Here is a 20,041-nt window from a genome sequence, read left to right as displayed (position 1 = left end):
CCGCGGCGGATCGGACGGCGTCGCCATGTCGTTGGCCAGACAGGCGGGACGTAAAAATTGGAAGACAGTATGACGGGAGCACTCTCCCATGCTGACACTTCTCGCCCGACGCATCGCCGGTCTCGCCCTGACGCTGCTTGCCGTTTCGGCCCTGATCTTTGTCGTCATGGATATCCTGCCCGGAGATCCCGCCTCGATCATGCTGGGCATGTCGGCAAGTCCCGACACATTGGCAGCGCTGCGCCATGAACTCGGCCTCGACCAGCCGCTCGTCATCCGCTACCTGCAATGGCTGGCCGGCGTGGCGACAGGCGATCTGGGAAAATCCTACACCTATGGCGTTCCTGTCGCCGACCTGATCGGGGAAAGGCTCGCCGTGACGCTGCCGCTAGCGCTGATGGCGATCCTGATTTCGATGGCGATCGCCATTCCGCTCGGCGTGGTTTCCGCCAGCCGGCGCAATTCCGCGGTCGATTACGCCGGCGGCTTCGTTTCCCAGCTTTTCATCGCCGTTCCGGGTTTCTGGGTGGCGCTGCTGCTAATCCTCGCCTTCTCGATGAGCCTCGGCTGGCTCCCGGCCGGCGGTTTTCCCGGCTGGCAGGCGGGCATCATTGCCGCTCTCGAAGCGCTTCTCCTGCCGGCCGTGGCGCTGGCGCTGCAACAGGCGGGCGTGCTGACCCGCGTCACCCGCTCCTCGGTGCTGGAAGTGCTGAACGAGGATTTCGTCCGCACGGCGCGCGCCAAGGGCCTCTCCCGCCGCGCCGCACTCTGGCGCCATGCCGTGCGCAACGCGCTGGTGCCGGTCGCCACCATTCTCGGCCTGCAATTCACCTTCCTGATCGCCGGCGCCGTGCTGATAGAGAATGTCTTCAACCTGCCGGGGCTCGGACGGCTGGCGCTTCAGGCGCTCTCCCAGCAGGACATCATCGTGTTGCAGGATGTGGTCCTGTTCTTCGCGGCACTGGTCATCACAATGAATTTCCTGGTCGATCTTTCCTACCTGCTGCTCGACCCTAGACTGAGGGGGCGCAGCCGATGAACGCCGCCACGCCTGCAACCGGGCGTACCCGCCCCTGGCTCGCCTTTCGCCGCCCGAACCTTGCGATCGGGGCCGCGATCATCTTGTCTCTCGTGGCCATCGCCCTCGTCTCGCTGGTCTGGACGCCCCTGCCGCCGGCGAAGATGCAGATCGTCCACAAGCTGAAAGCCCCGCTCGTTCACGGCCTCCTCGGCACCGACCAGTTCGGCCGCGACATCGCCTCGATGCTGATGGTCGGCGCGTGGAACTCTCTGTCGACCTCGGCCGCGGCCGTCGCCATCGGCGCTTCGTTCGGCACCCTCCTCGGCGTTTTCGCCGCCGCCCGGCGCGGTTTGACGGAAGCCTTCGTGATGCGCGTCAGCGACGTCATCTTCGCCGTGCCGCCGATACTCTCCGCCATGATGCTCGGCGCGCTGATCGGCACCGGGCGGTTTACCGCCATCATCGCGATTGCCGTCTTCATGGTTCCGGTCTTCGCCCGCGTGACCGCGGGTGCCGCCCTGCAGATCTGGTCGCGCGACTATGTGCTCGCCGCCCGCGGGGCCGGCAAGGGCGGCTTTCTCATCACCGTGGAGCATGTTCTGCCCAACATCGCCAACCAGATCATCGTGCAGGTGACGATCCAGCTCGGCCTTGCGATCCTGACCGAAGCGGGCCTGAGCTTCCTCGGCCTCGGCATGCCGCCGCCGGCCCCGACCTGGGGCCGCATGCTGGCGGACGCCCAGACCTATCTCGCCACCGCTCCCTGGCTTGCCATCATGCCGGGCCTGGCGATCGCGCTCTCCGTCTTCGGCTTCAACATGCTGGGCGACGGATTGCGGGATCTTCTCGACCCTCGCGAAAAGGGGCGTTCATGACAACGGCTCCACTGCTTTCCGTCCGGGATCTCGCCATTTCCATCCGCATGACCGATGGCAGCCTGACCCCCATCGTGACGGATATCGCCTTCGACCTTGAGGCCGGCGAAAGCCTTGGCGTGGTCGGCGAAAGCGGCTCGGGCAAGTCGCTCCTGTCGCTCGCCATCATGGGCCTTCTGCCGGGTGTTGCGGAAGCGACCGGGACCATCGCCTTCGAGGGCGAAAACCTGCTGACGGCATCGGAAGACCGCCTCTGCCACATCAGGGGCAACCGGATCGGCATGATCTTTCAGGAGCCGATGACCGCGCTCAACCCGGCCATGACCATCGGCGACCAGATCGCCGAGGGCCTTGTCTGGCACCGGGGCATGTCGTGGCGCGATGCCCGCAGACAGGCCGTCGACCTGCTCGACCAGGTGCGCATACCCGATGCGGCGCGGCGGGCAAAGACCTATCCGCACGAGATGTCCGGCGGACAGCGCCAGAGGGTCGGCATCGCCATCGCGCTTGCGCTCAAACCCGCGCTGATGATCGCCGACGAACCCACCACGGCTCTCGATGTCACCGTGCAGGCGGAAGTGCTCGACATTCTCGACGATCTCGCCCGTGAACACGGCATGGCGCTGATCCTCGTCAGCCACGACCTCGGCGTCATCGCCCGCATGTGCCGGCGCACCATCGTCATGTATGCCGGCCGCCGGATGGAGGAAGGCGGCACCCGCGAGGTGCTGACCGAGCCGCGCAATCCCTATACCCGCGGACTGATCCGGGCCATTCCGAAAAGAGTGGCCGATGGCGGTCGCCTCCAGACCATTCGCGGCACAGTGCCCGGATTCAACAGACTGCCCGCCGGCTGCGTCTTCTCCGACCGCTGTCCCGAGCGCATCGACGCCTGTCATACTGCCGAACCGGGCTGGACCCACTTCGATAACAACCGCGGCGTCCGCTGCATCCGGGCGATGGAGGAAGGAAACCGATGAGCAAGTCTCCCCTCCTCGATATCCGCGTTCTCTCCCGCGACTATGTCAGCCATTCGCTGGTCGGCGCGTCGCACAGCACACGGGCGCTGGACGAGGTGTCTCTCACCGTCGATGGCGGCGAGATCGTCGGCATTGTCGGCGAGAGCGGTTGCGGGAAATCGACGCTTGCCCGGCTGGTGGCGGCGCTCGACAGGCCGACATCGGGCCATGTGCTCTTCGATGGCGACGACCTGTTCTCGCTTCGCCCGAAAGATCTCATGCGCAAGCGCGAGAATTTCCAGATGGTGTTTCAGGACCCGTTCGGCTCGCTCGATCCGCGCCAGAAGGTCGAGCGCATCGTCGCCGAACCGCTGCATGTCCTGGCGAGACGGCCCAGCCGCGCGGAAATCCGCGAGAAGGTCGCCGACATGCTGGAAAGCGTGGGGCTGCAGGCGGCCCATGCCGGGCGTTATCCGCACGAATTCTCCGGCGGCCAGCGCCAGCGCATCGCGATTGCCCGTGCCCTTATCACCGAGCCGAAGCTGGTTATCGCCGACGAGGCGGTCTCGGCACTCGACCTCTCGGTGCAGGCGCAGGTGCTCAACCTGCTGATGGACCTGCGCGAGAAGCGCGGCGTGAGCTTCCTGTTCATCACCCACAACCTCGCCGTGGTCGACTGCATCGCCGACCGGGTCGGCGTCATGTATCGCGGCCGGCTGGTGGAGACAGGGCCGGCGCATCATGTCTTCGAACGGCCATTTCATCCCTATACGAGGGTCCTGGCCGAGGCCGAGCCGAGCATCGAGCGTTTCGGCCGGCCGGCAGCCTCCGAGCGTTCGCCCCCGCCGCCCTCTTCTGCCGATGCCGGCGGCTGCGCCTTTCGCAACCGCTGTCCGCTGGCCATAGCCCGATGCGCCGCAGAGCGGCCGGAACTGCGCATGATCGCGCCGGGACGGCAAGCCGCCTGTCATCGTGCGGAAGACATGGGCGCGGAAGATATGGCCGGAAACGGAAACTGACGCCACAAAACGAATTTTTGAAGCAGAAGGCATAAGCCGCAATGACTGACTTACTCGATTTCACCATCAAGGACCTTGTCGCCGGATACCGCGCGAAAACCCTTTCGCCCTATGAATACTGGCTGGCGGTCGAAGCCCGCATCGAGGCCTTCGAACCGCATGTGGCGGCGCTTTACGCCTATGACCCGCAGGGCGCGCGCGAACAGGCCAAGGCCTCCACCGAACGCTGGCTGCGGGATGAGCCACTCGGCCCCCTCGACGGCATCCCGGTCTCGCTGAAGGAACTGATCGCCACCAAGGGGCAGCCCGTTCCGCTCGGCACCGCCGCGGTCGAGCTTCTCCCCGCCGAGGAAGACGCGCCGATTGCCGCGCGCATGAAGGAAGACGGCGCGGTGATCTTCGCCAAGACCACCTGCCCCGACTACGGCATGCTCTCCTCCGGCCTGTCGAGCTTTCACCCGCTCTCGCGCAACCCCTGGGACCTGACGCAGAACCCCGGCGGATCGAGCGCGGGCGCGGCTTCTGCCGGTGCTGCGGGTTACGGCCCCTTGCATATCGGCACGGATATCGGCGGATCGGTGCGGCTGCCCGCCGGCTGGACCGGCCTCTTCGGCTTCAAGCCCAGCCACGGGCGCATTCCGGTCGATCCCTATTATGTCGGCCGCTGCGCCGGCCCGATGACACGATGCGTCGATGATGCAGCCTTCTCGATGGCGACGCTTTCGCGCCCCGACTGGCGCGACGGCACCAGCCTGCCGCCCAATGATTTCGACTGGATGGACCACGACATCGATGTGCGCGGCATGAAGATCGGCGTCATGCTGGACGCCGGCTGCGGCCTTGCGGTCGATATCGAAATCCGCGACGCGGTGCTCGCCGCGGCGAAGCGCTTCGAGGACGCAGGCGCGACCGTCTTCGAGGTCGAACCGGTCCTGACGCGCCAGATGCTCGACGGTCTCGACAATTTCTGGCGGGCCAAGTTCTGGGGCGATATCCGCAACCTCAGCGCCGAACGTCGAGCCAAGATCCTGCCCTATATCTACCAGTGGGCCGAAAAGGGGGCGGATGTCTCCGGCGTCGAGGCGGTGCAGGGCTTCGGTCAGACCATCGAGATGCGCAAGACCTGCGGCAGGCTCTTCACCACCGTCGATGCGGTGCTCTCGCCGACCAATCCGATCGTCTCCTATCCGGCGGACTGGGCCTCTCCCACCAACGATCCGGAAAAGCCCTTCGAGCATATCGCCTTCACCGTTCCATGGAACATGTCCGAACAGCCGGCGGCCTCGATCAACTGCGGCTTTTCGAAAACGGGCATGCCCATCGGCCTGCAGATCGTCGGTCCCCGCTTCGACGACATGCGCGTGCTGAAGCTGTCGAAACTGTTCGAAACCTGGACCGGCGGTATTGCCAACTGGCCGAAGCCGCCGGTGGCTTGAGGCTGAGGATTCGGGGCTGTCAGCCCCTCATCCGCCTGCCGGCACCTTCTCCCCGTAAACGGGGAGAAGGAACGAACCGGATACCTCGCGTCATGACGACACGCGATAAGGCGTATCTCTTATGCAAAGCGGCAGAGGTGAACGGAACGGTACGGCACATCCCTTCACCCAGCCTGCGGGGAGAAGGTGGCGGCAGCCGGATGAGGGGCAAGCGCGGCCGACACATCCGTGAGGACAAGGTTCGTCTACCTCGACCGCTCAGGCCTTGATCCGCTCCATGCCGGGATCGAACATCGGCCCGAGATGGATTTCGGCGGGGACCTTTTCCATGGCAACGACGAGTTCGTAGGAACCGCTCGTCAGGTAGTCGTCACTGACACCTTCCGAATTGCGGACATAGCCGTAGCCGATTGCCTTGCCGAGCGTGTAGCCATAGCCGCCGCTGGTGAGATAGCCGACCGGCTCGCCGTTGCGCAGGATCGTCTCGCGACCGAGCAGGACGACATCGGAGCCGGCAGTGAACCCCATCAACCGCTTCTTCAACGGTTCGCCGGCAACCGCCTCAAGCGCGGAGCGGCCGAGGAAATCGGCATTACGCTTAAGTTTCACGGCAAAACCGAGCCCGGCTTCGAGTGGCGTATCGTTGGGCGTGATGTCGGAGCCCCAGGCGCGATAGCCCTTTTCCAGCCTAAGCGATTCCAGTGCCCGATAGCCGACCGGCTTGACACCGAACGGCTGTCCCGCCGCCATCAGGGCATCGAAGACCTCGCCGATCGCACCGATGGGCACATGCAGCTCCCAGCCAAGTTCGCCGACATAGGTGATGCGCAGGGCTCGCACCGTACTTCCGGCAATGACGATTTCCCGCGCATGGCCGAAGGGGAATGCCGCGTTTGAAACATCCGCGTCCGTCACGGCGGCCAGCACGTCCCGCGCCCTCGGCCCCATCAGCGACAGCGTGCCCCAGTCCTCGGTGACATCGCTCATATCCAGATTCGCGCCTGCCGGAACATGGTCGGCGATCCAGCCGAAATCGTGTGTACGGAAGCCGGTTCCGGTGACGATATAGAACCTGTCTTCGCCGAACCGGGCGACCGTCAGGTCCGCCTCGATGCCACCACGCGTGTTGAGAAGCTGGGTATAAGTCAGGCGACCGACCGGTTTTGTGACGTCGTTGGCGCAGATGTGGTCCAGGACTTTCAAGGCATCGGGACCGGACACTTCGTATTTGGCGAAGGAGGACTGGTCGAAGATGCCGACGGCCTCGCGCACGTGGGCGTGCTCGACACCGACCGCATCGAACCAGTTCTGCCGGCCCATCGAATAGACGTCCCGCCCCTCCGTGCCCGGAGGGGCAAACCAGTTCGGCCGTTCCCAGCCGAGCTTGGAGCCGAATACCGCGCCATGGGCCTTCAGCCGCTCGTAGAGGGGCGAGGTCAGCCGCGGCCGGCCGCTTTCATATTCCTCATGCGGGAAGGCGACGGTGTAGTGCTTGCCATAGGCCTCGAGCGTGCGGTCAAGCACCCATTGACGGTCACGATGCATGCCGGAGAAGCGGCGGATATCGACAACCCAGAGATCGAGCGGCGCTTCGCCATCCACGACCCACTGGGCAAGCACCCAGCCCGCACCGCCGCCGGAAGCGATGCCGAAGGCATTGAAGCCCGCGCCGACAAACATGTTGGAGCATTCCGGCGCGACGCCGAGAATGAAGTTTCCATCGGGAGTAAAGCTCTCGGGGCCGTTAATCATCTGCTTGACGCCGGCCTTTTCCAGCGCCGGGATGCGCTCGATGGCCTGCACCATGTGCTGCTCGAAATGATCGAAATCGTCGTCGAACAGGCGGAAGGCCCATTCGTCCGGCACGTCGCCGGTCGTCCAGGGTTGCGGATTGGGCTCGTAGCCGCCCATCACCAGTCCGCCGACCTCCTCCTTGAAATAGGTGCGGCGATCCGGATCGCGGATCGTCGGCGCATCGGTGGCAAGGCCGTCGATCTTCTCGGTGATGATATACTGGTGCTTGACCGGCTGTAGCGGCACGTTGATGCCGGCCATGGCGCCGACCTGACGCGCCCATTGTCCGGCACAGTTCACGACCTTCTCGCAGGCGATGTCGCCGAGCGTCGTCTTCACCGCGACAATGCGGCCGTCCTTCATGTCGAAGCCCGTTACCCGGACGTTCTCGACGATCTTCGCGCCATGCATGCGCGCACCCCTGGCGAGCGATTGGGTAATGTCGGAGGGGCTCGCCTGGCCGTCCGTCGGTAGCCAGCTTGCGCCGACGAGATCGTCGACATTCATCAGCGGCCACATCCGCTTGACCTCTTCCGGCGAGACCAGATGCATCTCCATGCCGAAGCTGCCGGCGGTCGTGGCAAGACGGCGGAACTCCGTCCAGCGGTCCTGATTGGTCGCAAGCCGCAGGCAGCCGGTCATCTTCCAGCCGGTCGCAAGCCCGGTCTCGGCCTCCAGACCCTTGTAGAGCTCGACCGAGTATTTCAGCACGCGGGTGATGGAGGCCGAGGAACGCAACTGGCCGACGAGGCCTGCCGCATGCCAGGTGGAACCGGAGGTCAACGTGCCCTGCTCCAAAAGCACCACATCCGCCTTGTGGTCTCGGGCGAGATGATAGGCGGTCGAACAGCCGATGATGCCGCCGCCAATGACGACGATCTGGGCATGGGAAGGAAGCATGGTCATGGAGACGTCTTTCCGTAGAGGGTACGATAGTGGTCGAGGGTAGCGGCAAGCCGCTCGAGATTTTCAGTGGTGTAGGCAACGTAATCCGCGCCGGGCGCGGTCAGATGCAGTTCCGACACCATGCTCCACATCGCCTCGCGCAGCAGCGATGCGCATTGCATGGCGGCGAGCGAACGGCGGATTGCGGGGTCGGGTGTTGTCCCGAGATAGGCGGCGAGAAATTCTTCCGACTGCTCGGCCGAAAACCCCGCATTCGAGGTCACCCCGGCAAGATCGAACATCGCCGTCGAGAAGCCGGCATATTCGTAATCGATCAGCCACAGGCGCTCGCCGTCATCCATGATGTTGGCGGGCAGGAGATCGTTGTGACCAAAGACGATCGGCAGCGGCGATTGCGCTTTTTCGAGTTCGTCGGCAATCGACAGATAGCCGGGCAGTTCAGCCGTCATGCGGCTTTTTCCCTTTTCCAGCGTGTAGGCGTAATCGCGAATGACGTGGAACGGCCAGAACAGGAAGGCCGCTCCCCACACGAAGCGCGGCATGGTCTCATGAAAGGCCCTGAGCATCCGGGCAACGCGCTCCCGCTCGGCAATCACGTCTTCAGCGGTAAACGTCTTGCCGTGGATGAGCCCGGTCACCATCACGCCCGGCTCGGCATATTGGATGTCAGGACCGAAGCCGGCGGCCTGCGCGGCTTGCGCAGTCATGAGTTCGCGATCCCTGTAGACGTGATGAAACGGGTAGTCGCTGCCGAACCGCACGACGTGCGGGCCACGGACATCCCGCACAACATAGCTCTCGTTACTGATACCGCCCTTTAACCGCGAAATCTCGACAATGCCGTTCCAGCAGGGCAAGGCCCGGATGCGTTCTTCCGTTGCTTTCGGGATGACGAATTCAGATATCGCAGACCCGTTCATCGCAACACCCTGCCCGAAAACAGGCAGGGGCCATGGGAAGGCAGTGGTACGGGCAGAGGGACAAGCATGCAGTTTCCTCCCGGTCGAACGCATGAAATCTATCAGGCCGATCCTGCACGCCGTTCCCGCGTTGTTTTTGTCGTGAGGCGCAGCAGGCATCAACGGCAATCTCTGCCAAGAATCGCCCGCCTGTCAATGATGGCAATGTGGCGTTTTGTGTTTTTATGACCGTTTTTGTGTCTTTACATTTTCAGATGGGCAAAGCATCGCTAGTCATGAGGAAAGGCGATGGGATGGAGCCATGAACGAACCGAAACGCCACAGGGAGATCCTGCGGTTCCTCCAACAGGATGGAACGCTCTCGATCTCCGACCTCGCCCGAAGACTGCGCGTTTCTCTCGAGACCATCCGGCGCGACATAAAGCCACTCGCCGAAAACGGAGCGGTCGTGCGCATGCATGGGGCGATTGCTCTGCCGACGTCCGTCGGGGAAGCACCTTTCGAAAAGCGAATGAGGGAAAATGCTTCAGCAAAGAAGGCCATAGCCCAGACGGTCGCGATTACGATCCGCGATGGCGATTCCATCATGCTCGACACCGGCACGACGACGAGTTTTCTTGCTCGCGAACTGCTGGGCCACCGACGCCTGACCGTGGTGACGAATTCCTCGGATATTGCCCGCACGCTGGCAACAGTCAACGACAACAAGGTCTACATGGCCGGCGGCGAACTGCGCAGCGATAATGCCGCCGCGTTCGGCGTTTCCGCGATCGAATTCGTCAACCGTTTCAACGTCACCCACGCGGTCATCTCTGCCGGGGCCGTCGATGCGGCAAGCGGCATCATGGATTACGACCTCGAGGAGGCCGAGTTTGCCCGGACCGTTCTTTCCCGCGGCAAACGGACGCTGGTTGTCACGGATCACACCAAGTTCGGCCGCCAGGGACTGGTCAAGGTTTGCGACTTTGCCGATATCGGCGAACTCGCGACAGACAAGGCGCCGCCGCCCGATATTGGTGAGGCGCTTTCCGCAGCAGGCGTTTCCCTCTTTCTCGCCAGGACGGCGAATTCAACCTAGACGAAGTCTCCAGTTTCTTGGAGACTGTCACCCGGACGCTATTGCATCTGCGAAATCCATGTTGTTTTAATCAAATGATTAGACGTGGCGCGTACCTCTTTGCGAAAGAGGAAAACGCATTTCGACACGGGGGCTACCGGTGAAACTTCCCAAACTGAACGGCATCATTCTGGCAATCGTGGTGGCGGCTGCCGCAGGCGGCGGCTACTACGTGTGGCAGTCGATTGCTTCTTCCGAACTCCCGGCAGGAATCGCAAGCGGCAATGGCCGCATCGAAGCCGTCGAGGTCGATGTGGCTGCCAAGTTCGCCGGCCGTATCAGCGAGATCTTCGTGGACGAAGGTGATTTCGTCAAAACCGGCGACAGGATTGCCCAGATCGACACCCGCGAACTCGACACCCAGCTCAAGCAGGCCGAGGCTCAGTCACGCCGTGCCGAGATCAGCATCGAAACCGCCAATGCACAGGTCGTCCAGCGCAATGCGGAAAAGCGAGCCGCCGAAGCAGCGATCGCCCAGCGCAAGGTCCAGCTCGAAAGCGCCATGAACCAGCAGGCCCGCGCCGAACAGCTGGCGAAGTCGAGCACCATTTCCACGCAGCAGCTTGAAGACGCACGCTTTGCCGTCGAAGGCGCCCGCGCCGCGGTTGCCGCCGCCGAAGCGGAATCCGCTGCCGCCGATGCCGGCATCAGCTCGGCCAATGCGCAGGTCGTCGATGCCAGGGCCGCAGCCGATGCCGCGAAAGCCGCCATCGACACCATCAAGACGCAGATCGAGGACAGCCTGTTGACGGCTCCCCGCGACGGTCGCGTGCAGTTCCGCGTCGCTCAGCCCGGCGAAATCGTTGCCGGCGGCGGCCGCGTGGTCAACCTCGTCGATCTCGGCGACGTCTACATGAGCTTCTTCCTGCCGACGGATTCCGCCGGCCGGCTGGCCATCGGCTCCGAGGTTCGCCTGAAACTCGACGCCTTGCCGGACTCTCTGATCCCGGCCACGGTCTCCTATGTCGCCAGCGTCGCGCAGTTCACCCCGAAATCGGTTGAAACGGCGGTCGAGCGCGAAAAGCTGATGTTCCGGGTCAAGGCCAAGATCAAGCCCGAACTCCTGCAGAAATACATCCAACTCGTGAAGACCGGCGTGCCCGGCGTGGCCTATGTCCGCGTCGATGCCGATACGCCCTGGCCGGCCGATCTGGAGGGCAAGCTCGTCCAATGAGCTCCGATCTTCCATCGGTGAGCGCGTCGTCCTCCGTCGCCAGCCTGCGCAATGTTTCTTTGAGCTACGGCAAGACGAAGGCGCTCGATTCCATCACGCTCGACATTCCCGGTGACGGACTGGTGGGGCTCGTCGGTCCTGACGGTGTCGGCAAGTCGAGCCTGCTTGCGCTGATCGCCGGCGCTCGCGCCATTCAGGCCGGCGAGGTGGAGGTGCTGGGCGGCAGCATGGTCGATGCGGGACACCGGGCGAGAACCTGCCCGCGCATCGCCTACATGCCGCAGGGGCTCGGCAAGAACCTCTATCCGACGCTCTCGGTTTTCGAAAACATCGACTTCTTCGGCCAGCTTTTCGGGCACAGCCGCAAGGAGCGCGAACGCCGCATCGCCGAACTGCTGGAGAGCACCGGCCTAGCGCCCTTTGCCGACCGCCCCGCCGGCAAGCTTTCGGGCGGCATGAAGCAAAAGCTCAGCCTTTGCTGCTCGCTGATCCACGATCCGGACCTCCTGATCCTCGACGAGCCGACGACCGGTGTCGACCCCTTGTCTCGCAGGCAGTTCTGGGAACTGATCGACCACATCCGGGCCGGCCGGCCGGGCATGGCCGTTATCGTCGCCACCGCCTACATGGAAGAAGCCGCCCGCTTCGACTGGCTCGTCGCCATGGACGAAGGCCGGCTGCTCGCAACCGGCACCCCGCAGGAACTGCTGGAACGCACCGGCACATCGAACGTCGACGACGCTTTCATCGCCCTTCTGCCGGAAGACAAGCGCAGCGGTCACGGCGCTCTGGTCATTCCGCCCAGAGACCCCGCCATGGATGGCGAGATCGCCATCGAGGCGGAGCATCTTTCGATGCGGTTCGGCGATTTCACCGCCGTCAACGACGTCAGCTTCCGGATCGAGCGCGGGGAAATCTTCGGCTTCCTCGGATCGAATGGCTGCGGCAAGACCACCACGATGAAGATGCTGACGGGCCTTTTGCAGGCATCGGAAGGCACGGCAAAACTCTTCGGCAAGGAACTCGAAAGCTCCGACCTCGCGGCCCGCCAGCGCATCGGCTACATGAGCCAGGCCTTCTCGCTCTATACCGAGCTGACAGTGCGCCAGAACCTCGAACTGCATGCCAAGTTGTTCGAGCTTCCATCGGACAGGATCGAGCCCCGCATTCGCGAAATGGCCGAGCGCTTCGACCTGACGGACATCATGGATACGCTGCCGGAGGCCCTGCCGCTCGGCATCCGCCAGCGCCTGTCGCTTGCCGTCGCCATGGTGCATGGGCCGGAAATCCTGATCCTCGACGAGCCCACCTCCGGCGTAGACCCGATCGCGCGTGACAATTTCTGGCAGATTCTTGCCGACCTCTCGCGCAAGGACGGCGTGACGATCTTCGTCTCCACCCATTTCATGAACGAGGCGGAACGCTGCGACCGCATCTCTCTGATGCATGCCGGCACGGTGCTGATCAGCGACAAGCCGGCGGAAATTGTCGCCAAACGGGGCGCGGCAACGCTTGAGGAAGCCTTCATCGCCTACCTTGAGGATGCCATCGCCAAGGTAGGCGACGCGGAGACTGCGGCACCGTCTCAGACTGCGGCGACAATCGAGGCTCCGGCGGAAGCCACCCCTACCCCGGCTCTGGCCCGCAAGAGTTCCCGCTTTTTCGATTTCATGCGCATGCTCAGCTATTCGCGCCGTGAAATGCTGGAACTGCAACGCGATCCGATCCGCGGGACCCTTGCCGTCTTCGGCAGTGTCATCCTGATGTTCGTCATCGGCTACGGCATCAATCTCGATGTCGACGACCTGAGTTTCGCGGTGCTGGATCATGACCGCACCACAATCAGCGACGACTATATCCAGCAGTTCTCCGGCTCCCGTTATTTCATCGAGAAGCCGCCGATCACCGATTATGCCGATCTAGACAAACGCATGCGCAGCGGCGAGATCAGCCTCGCCATCGAGATACCGCCGAATTTCGGCCGTGACGCTCTCAGAGGCGCCACGCCGCAAATCGGGGCATGGATCGACGGCGCAATGCCGACGCGGGCAGAGACCCTCAGCGGCTACGTTCAGGGCGTGCATGCCCACTGGCTCACCGAGAAGATCCGCGAAGCCTATGGCGATGCGGCCGCAACAGGCAATTTTTCGCTGGAAACGCGCTACCGCTACAATCCGGACGTCAAGAGCCTTGTGGCCATGGCGCCCGCTGTCATTCCACTGCTCTTGCTGATCATCCCGGCCATTCTCGCCGCGTTGAGCGTTGTGCGCGAAAAGGAACTCGGCTCGATCATCAACTTCTACGTCACGCCGACGACCCGGCTCGAATTCCTGCTCGGCAAGCAGTTGCCCTACATCGCGCTGGCGATGATGAACTTCCTTTTGCTGACGGCCTTCGCGATCGTGGTTTTCCGGGTTCCCTTCACCGGCAGTTTCGGAGCCTTCGCGCTCGCGGCCCTGCTCTACGTGACCTGCACGACGGCATTGGGCATGCTGATCTCGACCTTCGTGTCGAGCCAGATCGCCGCCCTCCTGGGCACGGCGCTGCTGACCATGATCCCGGCGGTGCAGTATGGCGGCATCATCGATCCCGTCTCGTCGCTGAAGGGTGCGGGACAGATCATCGGCACCTACTACCCGACCACCCATTTCGTCACGATCGCGCGCGGCACCTTCTCCAAGGCGCTCGGCCTTGCCGACGTGCAGAAAGAAATCCTGTATCTCCTCGTCTCGATCCCGGTTCTCATCGGGTTGACGACGATTTTCCTCAAGAAGCAGGAGAAGTAGCCCCATGCGCATCCGTCATATCGGCAATCTGATCCTGAAAGAATTGCGCGGCCTGATGCAGGATCGCATGCTCTTCGCCTTCATCCTCTATTCCTTCACCCTGTCGATCTATACCGAGGCGCGCGCCCTGCCGCAGGTCCTCAACATGGCGGCAATCGCGATCGTCGACGAGGATCGCTCGCAGCTTTCGACGCGTCTGACCGATGCTTTCTATCCGCCGTATTTCACCAAACCCGAGCTGATCACGGCTGCGGAAATGGACAAGCGGATGGACTCCGGGCAGGCAACCTTCGCCCTCAACATTCCGGTCAACTTCCAGCAGGACGTGCTTGCAGGACGCGCGCCGGCCCTGCAGCTCAACGTCGATGCGACCCGCATGACCCAGGCCTTCACCGGCGCGGGCTACATCCAGAACATCGTCAACAGTGAGATCAGCGAGTTCGTCAACCGTTACCGCAGCGCGACTGCCGTGCCGGTGGAACTGGCGCTCCGTGCCCGCTTCAATCCCCAGCTCGACAACACCTGGTTCGGCGCGATCAACAACATCATCATGAACATCACGATGCTGTCGATCATCCTGACGGGCGCCGCCCTCATCCGCGAACGCGAACACGGTACGATCGAGCATCTGCTGGTCATGCCGGTCACGGCACTGGAAATCATGATCAGCAAGGTGCTGGCGATGAGCCTGGTGGTGCTCGTCGCATCGACCTTCTCACTGGTCTTCGTGGTACATTACTTGCTCAGCGTACCGCTTCAGGGTTCCGTGCCACTGTTCGTGGTCGGCACGGCGCTCCAGCTCTTTGCGGCAACCTCGCTCGGCATCTTCCTGGCCACTGTCGCCGGCTCCATGCCCCAGTTCGGGCTGTTGCTGATGCTGGTCCTCTTGCCGCTGCAGGTACTCTCCGGCGGCATGACCCCGCGCGAAAGCATGCCCGAGATCATCCAGCTCATCATGTCCTTCGCACCCAACACGCACTTCATCTCGCTGGCGCAGTCGATCCTCTTCCGTGGAGCGGGACTGGACGTGGTCTGGCCGCAATTCCTGTGGCTCACGGCAATCGGAACGGTGCTCTTCACCTTCGCGCTCGGCCGCTTCCGGGCCTTCCTTCGCTAGGCATCAACGCCCCGCAGGCCTTCATCAGTCTTGCGGGGCGACCGCGACCGGAAACGTCACAACAGCAAGCAGTCCTCGGTCGTTCCGACCCTGCGCAAGCTGGAACGTACCGCCGAAAAGCCGGGCGATTTCCTCGACGATTGCAAGGCCGAGGCCAAGGCCCTCGCCGCGCTCCCCGCGAACGAAACGCTGTTTCAGGCTCTCCATGCGCGAGGCCGGGATACCCGGCCCATCGTCCTCGACCTCCAGTCGAACGCAATCGTCCCGCTGGTTCACGCGTACCGTGACCTCTGCATTGCAGCCGGCATAGGCGATGGCGTTTCCGATCAGGTTGCCGAGAAGCTCTCCGACCAGGAGAGGTTCGGCCGCCACCCATGCGCTCCCCTCACCCTCGAAACCGAGATCGACGGAGGCTTTTGCCGCCGAAGGCACCTTGTCGGCGGTGATCTGCCGGACGAGCGCCACGAGGTCGATAGGCTCCGGCATCTGCCGCGCCTCCGGCTCGACGGAATCGATCTTGGCCATCAGCAGCAATTGCGCCAGCACGCGCTCGGCATGGACCACCGCCTTGTCGCCCTCCTTTGCCGCAGCGCGCGCCTCTTCGAGTGTCGTTGCCCTCTGGGCAAGCTCGAGCTGGGTGCGCACGATGGCAAGCGGTGTTCGAAGCTGGTGGCTGGCATTGCCGGTGAAGTTTCGCAACGCCGCCAGCGCCGAAGCCAGTCGCGTCATGAAGAAATTGACGGTATCGACCAGCCCCTGCACCTCGCTCGGCACCGACTGTTCAATCGGATGAAGGTCATCGGGGCTTCGCTCCGAGATCGCGTCGCTGAGCCGGTAGAGCGGCCTCAGCGAAAAGGTGACCGCAATCCAGACGATCGCTGCCGCAACGGCGATCATCAGACCGAGACGCGCCGCCGAGTTGATCAGGATCGAACGGGCAAGTTGCCGGCGGGCAATCGTGGTTTCGGCAACGGTTACGGAAAACGGAACCGAGTTGATGCCGGTCGAAGCGGAGCGTTGCAGCACGGCGATGCGGATCCGTTCGCCGCGGAAGATTGCATCCGTGTAGAAGGCCGGTTGCCCCCTAAGATCGGTGAAGGTCGGCAGGTTCTGGTAGCCGGTGATGAACTGCCCCGGAGGTCCGTCGACGCGATAGAACACCCGGTCCTGCGCAGCCGACGTCAGCATTTCCAGTGCGACATAGGGAATGTCGACCTGCAGATCGCCATCTTCCGATACGATCACGCGTTCGGCAATCGCCATGGCGGACCCCGCAAGCACCCGGTCGGACACCGCATCCGCCGTCCGCACGGCGTCGCGATAGGTGTCGATCAACGCGAGAATGCCCATGATGAGCGTCGCGAGAAGCAGCCATCCGAGCAGTTGACGCCGAAGCGAATAGACCGACACCGTCATGCCGATTCCGATGGCCGGTCGAGATAATAGCCGATGCCGCGCGCCGTCTTGACTGTCAGACCGTAAGGCGCCAGCCGCCGGCGCAACCGGCTGACATATTGCTCGATGGCATTGGCGCTCAGATCGTCGTCGAAGGCCGCGAGCGACTGCATGATCGCCTCCTTGGAGACCACCTTGCCGGCGCGAAGGAAAAGCAGTTCCAGCAGGCCGAGCTCACGGGCCGGCAGGTCTATAGGCGCGCCATCCGCCGAAAAGCTGCGCGAGTTGAGATCGAGCGAAACCTTGCCGTAATGAACCGCCGACGAGCGCAGGCCGGCCTGCCGCCTCAGAAGAACCCGGACGCGCGCCTCCAGCTCGCTGACATCGAACGGCTTGCTCATGTAGTCGTCCGCGCCGAGATCAAGGCCGCGAACGCGCTCTTCCGTTGCGCCACGCGCCGTGAGGATCAGCACCGCCGCCTTGCTCTGGCGGGCGCGCATGCCCTTCAGCACGTCGAGCCCGCCCATGTCGGGGAGGTTGAGATCGAGGATGACAAGGTCAAAACTTTCCGTGGCAGTCACCGCTTCGGCGGACGCACCGTCGTGCACGACATCCACGGCATAGCCGCTGCCGCGCAGGATCGCGGACAGGCCGTCGGCCAGCGCCGTATTGTCTTCCACCAGCAGAATGCGCAATACGGACATCCTCCCCGCGCGTTGAACACTCAAACTACAGAGCCGGGCGGCACTTGTGAACGCCCCTCCGCTTCTGCAATATGAATTCATGAGGAGTTTCATTGCCCTGCTGCTGACCATAACGTCCGCCACCATGGCCTGGGCGGAGCCGGTGGTCTTTCCGGCGCTGTCGGGAAACCCGGCGGCGCGGCAGCTCGTCGTCTATTCCTCGCTCGACGAACCTGTTGCCCAACCGATGATCGCCGCCTTCCAGAAGGCGCATCCCGACATTGCCGTGCGCTACGAGGACATGCTGACCGGCGAAATCTACGACCGCATCGTCAAGGAAACCGATTCCGGGGGGAAGACCGCCGACTTCGCCTTCTCCTCCGCCATGGACCTGCAGGTGAAACTCAGCAACGACGGCTACGCCCAGCGCAGCGACCTGCCGATGAGCGATCTCTGGCCGAGCTGGGCGAACTGGCGCAACACCGCCTATGCGCTCACCTTCGAACCCGCCGTCTTCGTCTATCACAAACCGAGCTTCATCCACGAGAAACCGCCGGCCACCCGCGCCGAGTTCGTGGACTACCTGAAACGCAAGGGCAACGAAGTCCACGGCAGGATCGGCACCTATGACATCGAGCGCTCGAGCGTCGGCTTCCTGTTCATGGCCCGCGACCAGGAACAGTTCGGCGACATCTGGTCGGTCATCCGGACCATGGGAGCGGCCGGCGTGAAGCTCTATTCCACCAGCTCCGCCATCCTCGAGCGCATAGCTGACGGGCGATTCGTGCTCGGCTACAACATCATCGGTTCCTACGCGGCCGATTGGGCCTCGCGCCACCCTGACGTCGGCATCGTGTTGCCCAAGGACTATACCGTCGTCATGTCGCGGATCGGGCTGGTGCCCCAGGCCGCCGCCTCGCCCGATCTCGGCCGCGCTTACCTCGAATTCTTCATGTCGAAGGAGGGCCAGACCCTGATGGCGCGCAAGCTCCAGATCGCCGCGGTCAGTCCCGAGGTCAACGGCGAGAACACTGCCAACACCATGCGGGAACTTCTCGGCGCACAGCTTCGACCGGTCCCCGTCAGCCCCGGCCTGATGGTTTACCTCGATCAGGTGAAGCGCGCCCGGCTGATCGACCGATGGAACGAGGTTTTGCGTCTCCAGTAAATGAGTTAGGTTGCCAAGATCGTCAACCCACACGATTTTTGACCGGTGTCAGCTAGATGACAGCTTTCTGTGGTGCGTTGGCGTCATTGGAATCCGTGGAGGCGGATCCCAAGGCTCGGGAGGAGCTTCGGCACGATCTGCATTTTTCGGCCACGGCACCAGCGGTGGCAACCGTTCTCCCCCCCGGCACAGCAAAACAAACGGGCTGCAAGAGCAGCACCTGACGGAGGACACATCGTGAAACACTTCTTCCTCGCATCCATTCTCGCCGGCGCCATGGCGCTTCCGGCATTCGCCGCCGACTACACCATTATCGCGCCCGCCAACCCGGGCGGCGGCTGGGACCAGACGGCCCGTTCGATGCAGACCGCCATGCAGCAGGAGGGCATCTCCTCCAACGTGCAGGTCCAGAACGTTCCCGGCGCCGGCGGCACCATCGGCCTTGCCCAGTTTGCCAACCAGAACAAGGGCAATGCGAATTCGCTGATCGTCGGCGGCTATGTCATGGTCGGCGCGATCCTGACCAACAAGGCGCCGGTTACCTTGAAGGACGTCACCCCGATCGCCCGCCTTACCGGCGAGTACGAGGCGATCGTCGTTCCGGCCTCTTCCCCGATCCAGACCATGGCGGACCTGGTCGAAGCCTTGAAGAAGGACCCGGGTTCGGTATCCTGGGGCGGCGGCTCGGCCGGCGGTACCGACCACATCGCTGTCGGCCTGATCGCCAAGGCAGCAGGCGTCGACCCGACCAAGATCAACTACATTGCCTTCTCCGGCGGCGGTGAAGCGCTGGCCGCAATCCTCGGCAGCCAGGTCACGGCCGGCATTTCCGGCTATGGCGAATTCGAATCCCAGGTCAAGTCCGGCACGCTGCGCCTGCTCGCCGTCACCAGCGCCGAACGCCTTGCCGGCGTGGAAGCACCGACGCTGAAGGAAAGCGGCATTGACGTCGTCGTCGAAAACTGGCGCATGGTCGCGGCTGCCCCCGGCCTCAGCCCCGAGCAGGAAGCCGCCGTTTCCGCAGACGTCGAGAAGCTGGTGAAGTCCGCAAGCTGGCAGGAAATCCTGAAGACCAAGGGCTGGCAGGACTCCTATCTGTCCGGCGATGCCTTCAAGGCCCAGCTCGAGAAGGACGTTGCCGCCACCGAAGGCGTCCTCAAGGACATCGGACTGGTGAAATGAGCGCCGGATCGAACCCGAAGCATGAGACACGCCGCCCCGATGGGGCGGCGCTTTTCATCGCCCTCTTCCTCGCGGCCCTCGCCGGCCTGATCTTCTGGGACGTCGCACGCCTTGGCGAGGTCTCCGGCTATTCTCCCGTCGGCCCCGCAACCGTGCCGAAATGGATTGCCGTCTGCCTGGCCGGCCTGGCCGTCTGGACTGCAATCGCCGCCTTTCGTCGCGATTTCCCCGAGCGCGAGCATCAGGAAATCTCTCCCGTTCTCTGGATCGTCGGCGGACTGGCCGGACAGATGCTGCTCCTGAAGACCGCCGGGTTCTCGATCGCGACCGGCGTCCTCTTTGCGGCCACGGCTTTCGCTTTCGGCAAAAGGAAACTCTGGATCTCTCTTCCGGTCGGCATCGCCATCTGTCTTGCGATCTGGCTGGTCTTTGCCGGTCTGCTGCAGCTTTCGCTGCCGGCAGGGCCGCTCGAGCACCTTTTCCTCTGAG

16 protein-coding genes are annotated in these 20,041 nt (G+C 63.4%); 12 read left to right on the top strand and 4 right to left on the bottom strand.

Annotated features, from left to right (window positions below; translation table 11 throughout):
* Positions 1 to 88 precede the first annotated feature (88 nt).
* The 5 genes from NBH21_RS15805 to NBH21_RS15785 are packed head-to-tail and all read left to right on the top strand — an operon-like array spanning position 89 to position 5,310.
* Entirely contained in the window at positions 89 to 1,039 is a 951-nt protein-coding gene (locus tag NBH21_RS15805) for an ABC transporter permease (RefSeq protein WP_250915211.1), read from the top strand.
* Positions 1,036 to 1,896 carry an ABC transporter permease gene (locus NBH21_RS15800; RefSeq protein WP_250915210.1) on the top strand — a complete coding sequence of 287 codons (861 nt, stop codon included), beginning with the start codon at positions 1,036 to 1,038 and terminating at the stop codon, positions 1,894 to 1,896. The genes NBH21_RS15805 and NBH21_RS15800 overlap by 4 nt, the downstream gene beginning before the upstream one ends.
* A complete protein-coding gene (locus NBH21_RS15795) occupies positions 1,893 to 2,876 on the top strand; it encodes an ABC transporter ATP-binding protein (RefSeq protein ID WP_250915209.1) in 984 nt (327 codons plus the stop codon). The genes NBH21_RS15800 and NBH21_RS15795 overlap by 4 nt, the downstream gene beginning before the upstream one ends.
* Positions 2,873 to 3,874 (top strand): ABC transporter ATP-binding protein, encoded by a 1,002-nt coding sequence (locus tag NBH21_RS15790; RefSeq protein WP_250915208.1) that lies wholly within the window; start codon positions 2,873 to 2,875, stop codon positions 3,872 to 3,874. The genes NBH21_RS15795 and NBH21_RS15790 overlap by 4 nt, the downstream gene beginning before the upstream one ends.
* A gap of 41 nt (positions 3,875 to 3,915) precedes the next feature.
* Entirely contained in the window at positions 3,916 to 5,310 is a 1,395-nt protein-coding gene (locus NBH21_RS15785) for an amidase (protein WP_250915207.1), read from the top strand.
* A 258-nt stretch (positions 5,311 to 5,568) separates the two neighbouring features.
* On the opposite strand, the gene NBH21_RS15780 is transcribed toward NBH21_RS15785, so the two are convergent.
* Together NBH21_RS15780 and NBH21_RS15775 are read right to left on the bottom strand one after the other, a co-directional pair.
* A complete protein-coding gene (locus tag NBH21_RS15780; protein WP_250915206.1) occupies positions 5,569 to 8,010 on the bottom strand; it encodes a GcvT family protein in 2,442 nt (813 codons plus the stop codon).
* Positions 8,007 to 8,930 (bottom strand): phosphotransferase family protein, encoded by a 924-nt coding sequence (locus NBH21_RS15775; RefSeq protein WP_250915205.1) that lies wholly within the window; start codon positions 8,928 to 8,930, stop codon positions 8,007 to 8,009. Before NBH21_RS15775 ends, NBH21_RS15780 begins: the two co-directional genes overlap by 4 nt.
* Positions 8,931 to 9,231: 301 nt before the next feature.
* On the opposite strand from NBH21_RS15775, the gene NBH21_RS15770 reads away from it, so the two are divergent.
* The 4 genes from NBH21_RS15770 to NBH21_RS15755 all read left to right on the top strand — a co-directional run bounded on the left by NBH21_RS15770 (position 9,232) and on the right by NBH21_RS15755 (position 15,124).
* On the top strand, positions 9,232 to 10,008 hold the full coding sequence (locus NBH21_RS15770; RefSeq protein ID WP_250915204.1) for a DeoR/GlpR family DNA-binding transcription regulator: 777 nt from the start codon (positions 9,232 to 9,234) through the stop codon (positions 10,006 to 10,008).
* Positions 10,009 to 10,147: 139 nt separating this feature from the next.
* Complete coding sequence (locus NBH21_RS15765; RefSeq protein WP_250915203.1) at positions 10,148 to 11,221, top strand: HlyD family secretion protein; 1,074 nt, start codon at positions 10,148 to 10,150, stop codon at positions 11,219 to 11,221.
* Complete coding sequence (gene rbbA, locus NBH21_RS15760; RefSeq protein ID WP_250915202.1) at positions 11,218 to 14,007, top strand: ribosome-associated ATPase/putative transporter RbbA; 2,790 nt, start codon at positions 11,218 to 11,220, stop codon at positions 14,005 to 14,007. Before NBH21_RS15765 ends, rbbA begins: the two co-directional genes overlap by 4 nt.
* Before the next feature lie 4 nt (positions 14,008 to 14,011).
* The gene (locus tag NBH21_RS15755; protein ID WP_250915201.1) at positions 14,012 to 15,124 is read left to right on the top strand and encodes an ABC transporter permease; all 1,113 of its coding nucleotides are present in this window, start codon (positions 14,012 to 14,014) and stop codon (positions 15,122 to 15,124) included.
* 24 nt (positions 15,125 to 15,148) lie between these two features.
* Here the strand turns inward: NBH21_RS15755 and NBH21_RS15750 are convergent, their stop codons facing one another.
* On the bottom strand, positions 15,149 to 16,540 hold the full coding sequence (locus NBH21_RS15750) for a sensor histidine kinase (protein WP_250915200.1): 1,392 nt from the start codon (positions 16,538 to 16,540) through the stop codon (positions 15,149 to 15,151).
* Positions 16,537 to 17,214 (bottom strand): response regulator, encoded by a 678-nt coding sequence (locus NBH21_RS15745; RefSeq protein WP_250915199.1) that lies wholly within the window; start codon positions 17,212 to 17,214, stop codon positions 16,537 to 16,539. Before NBH21_RS15745 ends, NBH21_RS15750 begins: the two co-directional genes overlap by 4 nt.
* An 88-nt stretch (positions 17,215 to 17,302) precedes the next feature.
* Here NBH21_RS15745 and NBH21_RS15740 point away from each other — a divergent pair, with 88 nt between their 5' ends.
* The 3 genes from NBH21_RS15740 to NBH21_RS15730 all read left to right on the top strand — a co-directional run bounded on the left by NBH21_RS15740 (position 17,303) and on the right by NBH21_RS15730 (position 20,040).
* Positions 17,303 to 18,370: an ABC transporter substrate-binding protein gene (locus NBH21_RS15740; protein WP_250915198.1), complete on the top strand. Its 1,068-nt coding sequence runs from the start codon at positions 17,303 to 17,305 to the stop codon at positions 18,368 to 18,370.
* 237 nt (positions 18,371 to 18,607) lie between these two features.
* A complete protein-coding gene (locus tag NBH21_RS15735; RefSeq protein ID WP_250915197.1) occupies positions 18,608 to 19,552 on the top strand; it encodes a Bug family tripartite tricarboxylate transporter substrate binding protein in 945 nt (314 codons plus the stop codon).
* Positions 19,549 to 20,040, top strand: coding sequence for a tripartite tricarboxylate transporter TctB family protein (locus NBH21_RS15730; protein ID WP_250915196.1), 492 nt, complete (start codon positions 19,549 to 19,551; stop codon positions 20,038 to 20,040). Before NBH21_RS15735 ends, NBH21_RS15730 begins: the two co-directional genes overlap by 4 nt.
* The last annotated feature ends 1 nt before the right edge of the window (position 20,041 follow it).

Source organism: Ciceribacter sichuanensis, assembly GCF_024055605.1.
GTDB lineage: Bacteria > Pseudomonadota > Alphaproteobacteria > Rhizobiales > Rhizobiaceae > Allorhizobium > Allorhizobium sichuanense.
Note: the sequence above shows the minus strand (reverse complement) of the source record. Positions and strands in the feature narration are given on the sequence as shown.

What these genes read in the sequence shown, in the direction of transcription:
- NBH21_RS15805 (WP_250915211.1), top strand. Translation starts at nt 89, where the DNA reads ATGCTGACACTTCTCGCCCGACGCATCGCCGGTCTCGCCCTGACGCTG.
- NBH21_RS15800 (WP_250915210.1), top strand. Translation starts at nt 1,036, where the DNA reads ATGAACGCCGCCACGCCTGCAACCGGGCGTACCCGCCCCTGGCTCGCC.
- NBH21_RS15795 (WP_250915209.1), top strand. Translation starts at nt 1,893, where the DNA reads ATGACAACGGCTCCACTGCTTTCCGTCCGGGATCTCGCCATTTCCATC.
- NBH21_RS15790 (WP_250915208.1), top strand. Translation starts at nt 2,873, where the DNA reads ATGAGCAAGTCTCCCCTCCTCGATATCCGCGTTCTCTCCCGCGACTAT.
- NBH21_RS15785 (WP_250915207.1), top strand. Translation starts at nt 3,916, where the DNA reads ATGACTGACTTACTCGATTTCACCATCAAGGACCTTGTCGCCGGATAC.
- NBH21_RS15780 (WP_250915206.1), bottom strand. Translation starts at nt 8,010, where the DNA reads ATGACCATGCTTCCTTCCCATGCCCAGATCGTCGTCATTGGCGGCGGC.
- NBH21_RS15775 (WP_250915205.1), bottom strand. Translation starts at nt 8,930, where the DNA reads ATGAACGGGTCTGCGATATCTGAATTCGTCATCCCGAAAGCAACGGAA.
- NBH21_RS15770 (WP_250915204.1), top strand. Translation starts at nt 9,232, where the DNA reads ATGAACGAACCGAAACGCCACAGGGAGATCCTGCGGTTCCTCCAACAG.
- rbbA (WP_250915202.1), top strand. Translation starts at nt 11,218, where the DNA reads ATGAGCTCCGATCTTCCATCGGTGAGCGCGTCGTCCTCCGTCGCCAGC.
- NBH21_RS15755 (WP_250915201.1), top strand. Translation starts at nt 14,012, where the DNA reads ATGCGCATCCGTCATATCGGCAATCTGATCCTGAAAGAATTGCGCGGC.
- NBH21_RS15750 (WP_250915200.1), bottom strand. Translation starts at nt 16,540, where the DNA reads ATGACGGTGTCGGTCTATTCGCTTCGGCGTCAACTGCTCGGATGGCTG.
- NBH21_RS15740 (WP_250915198.1), top strand. Translation starts at nt 17,303, where the DNA reads ATGAGGAGTTTCATTGCCCTGCTGCTGACCATAACGTCCGCCACCATG.
- NBH21_RS15730 (WP_250915196.1), top strand. Translation starts at nt 19,549, where the DNA reads ATGAGCGCCGGATCGAACCCGAAGCATGAGACACGCCGCCCCGATGGG.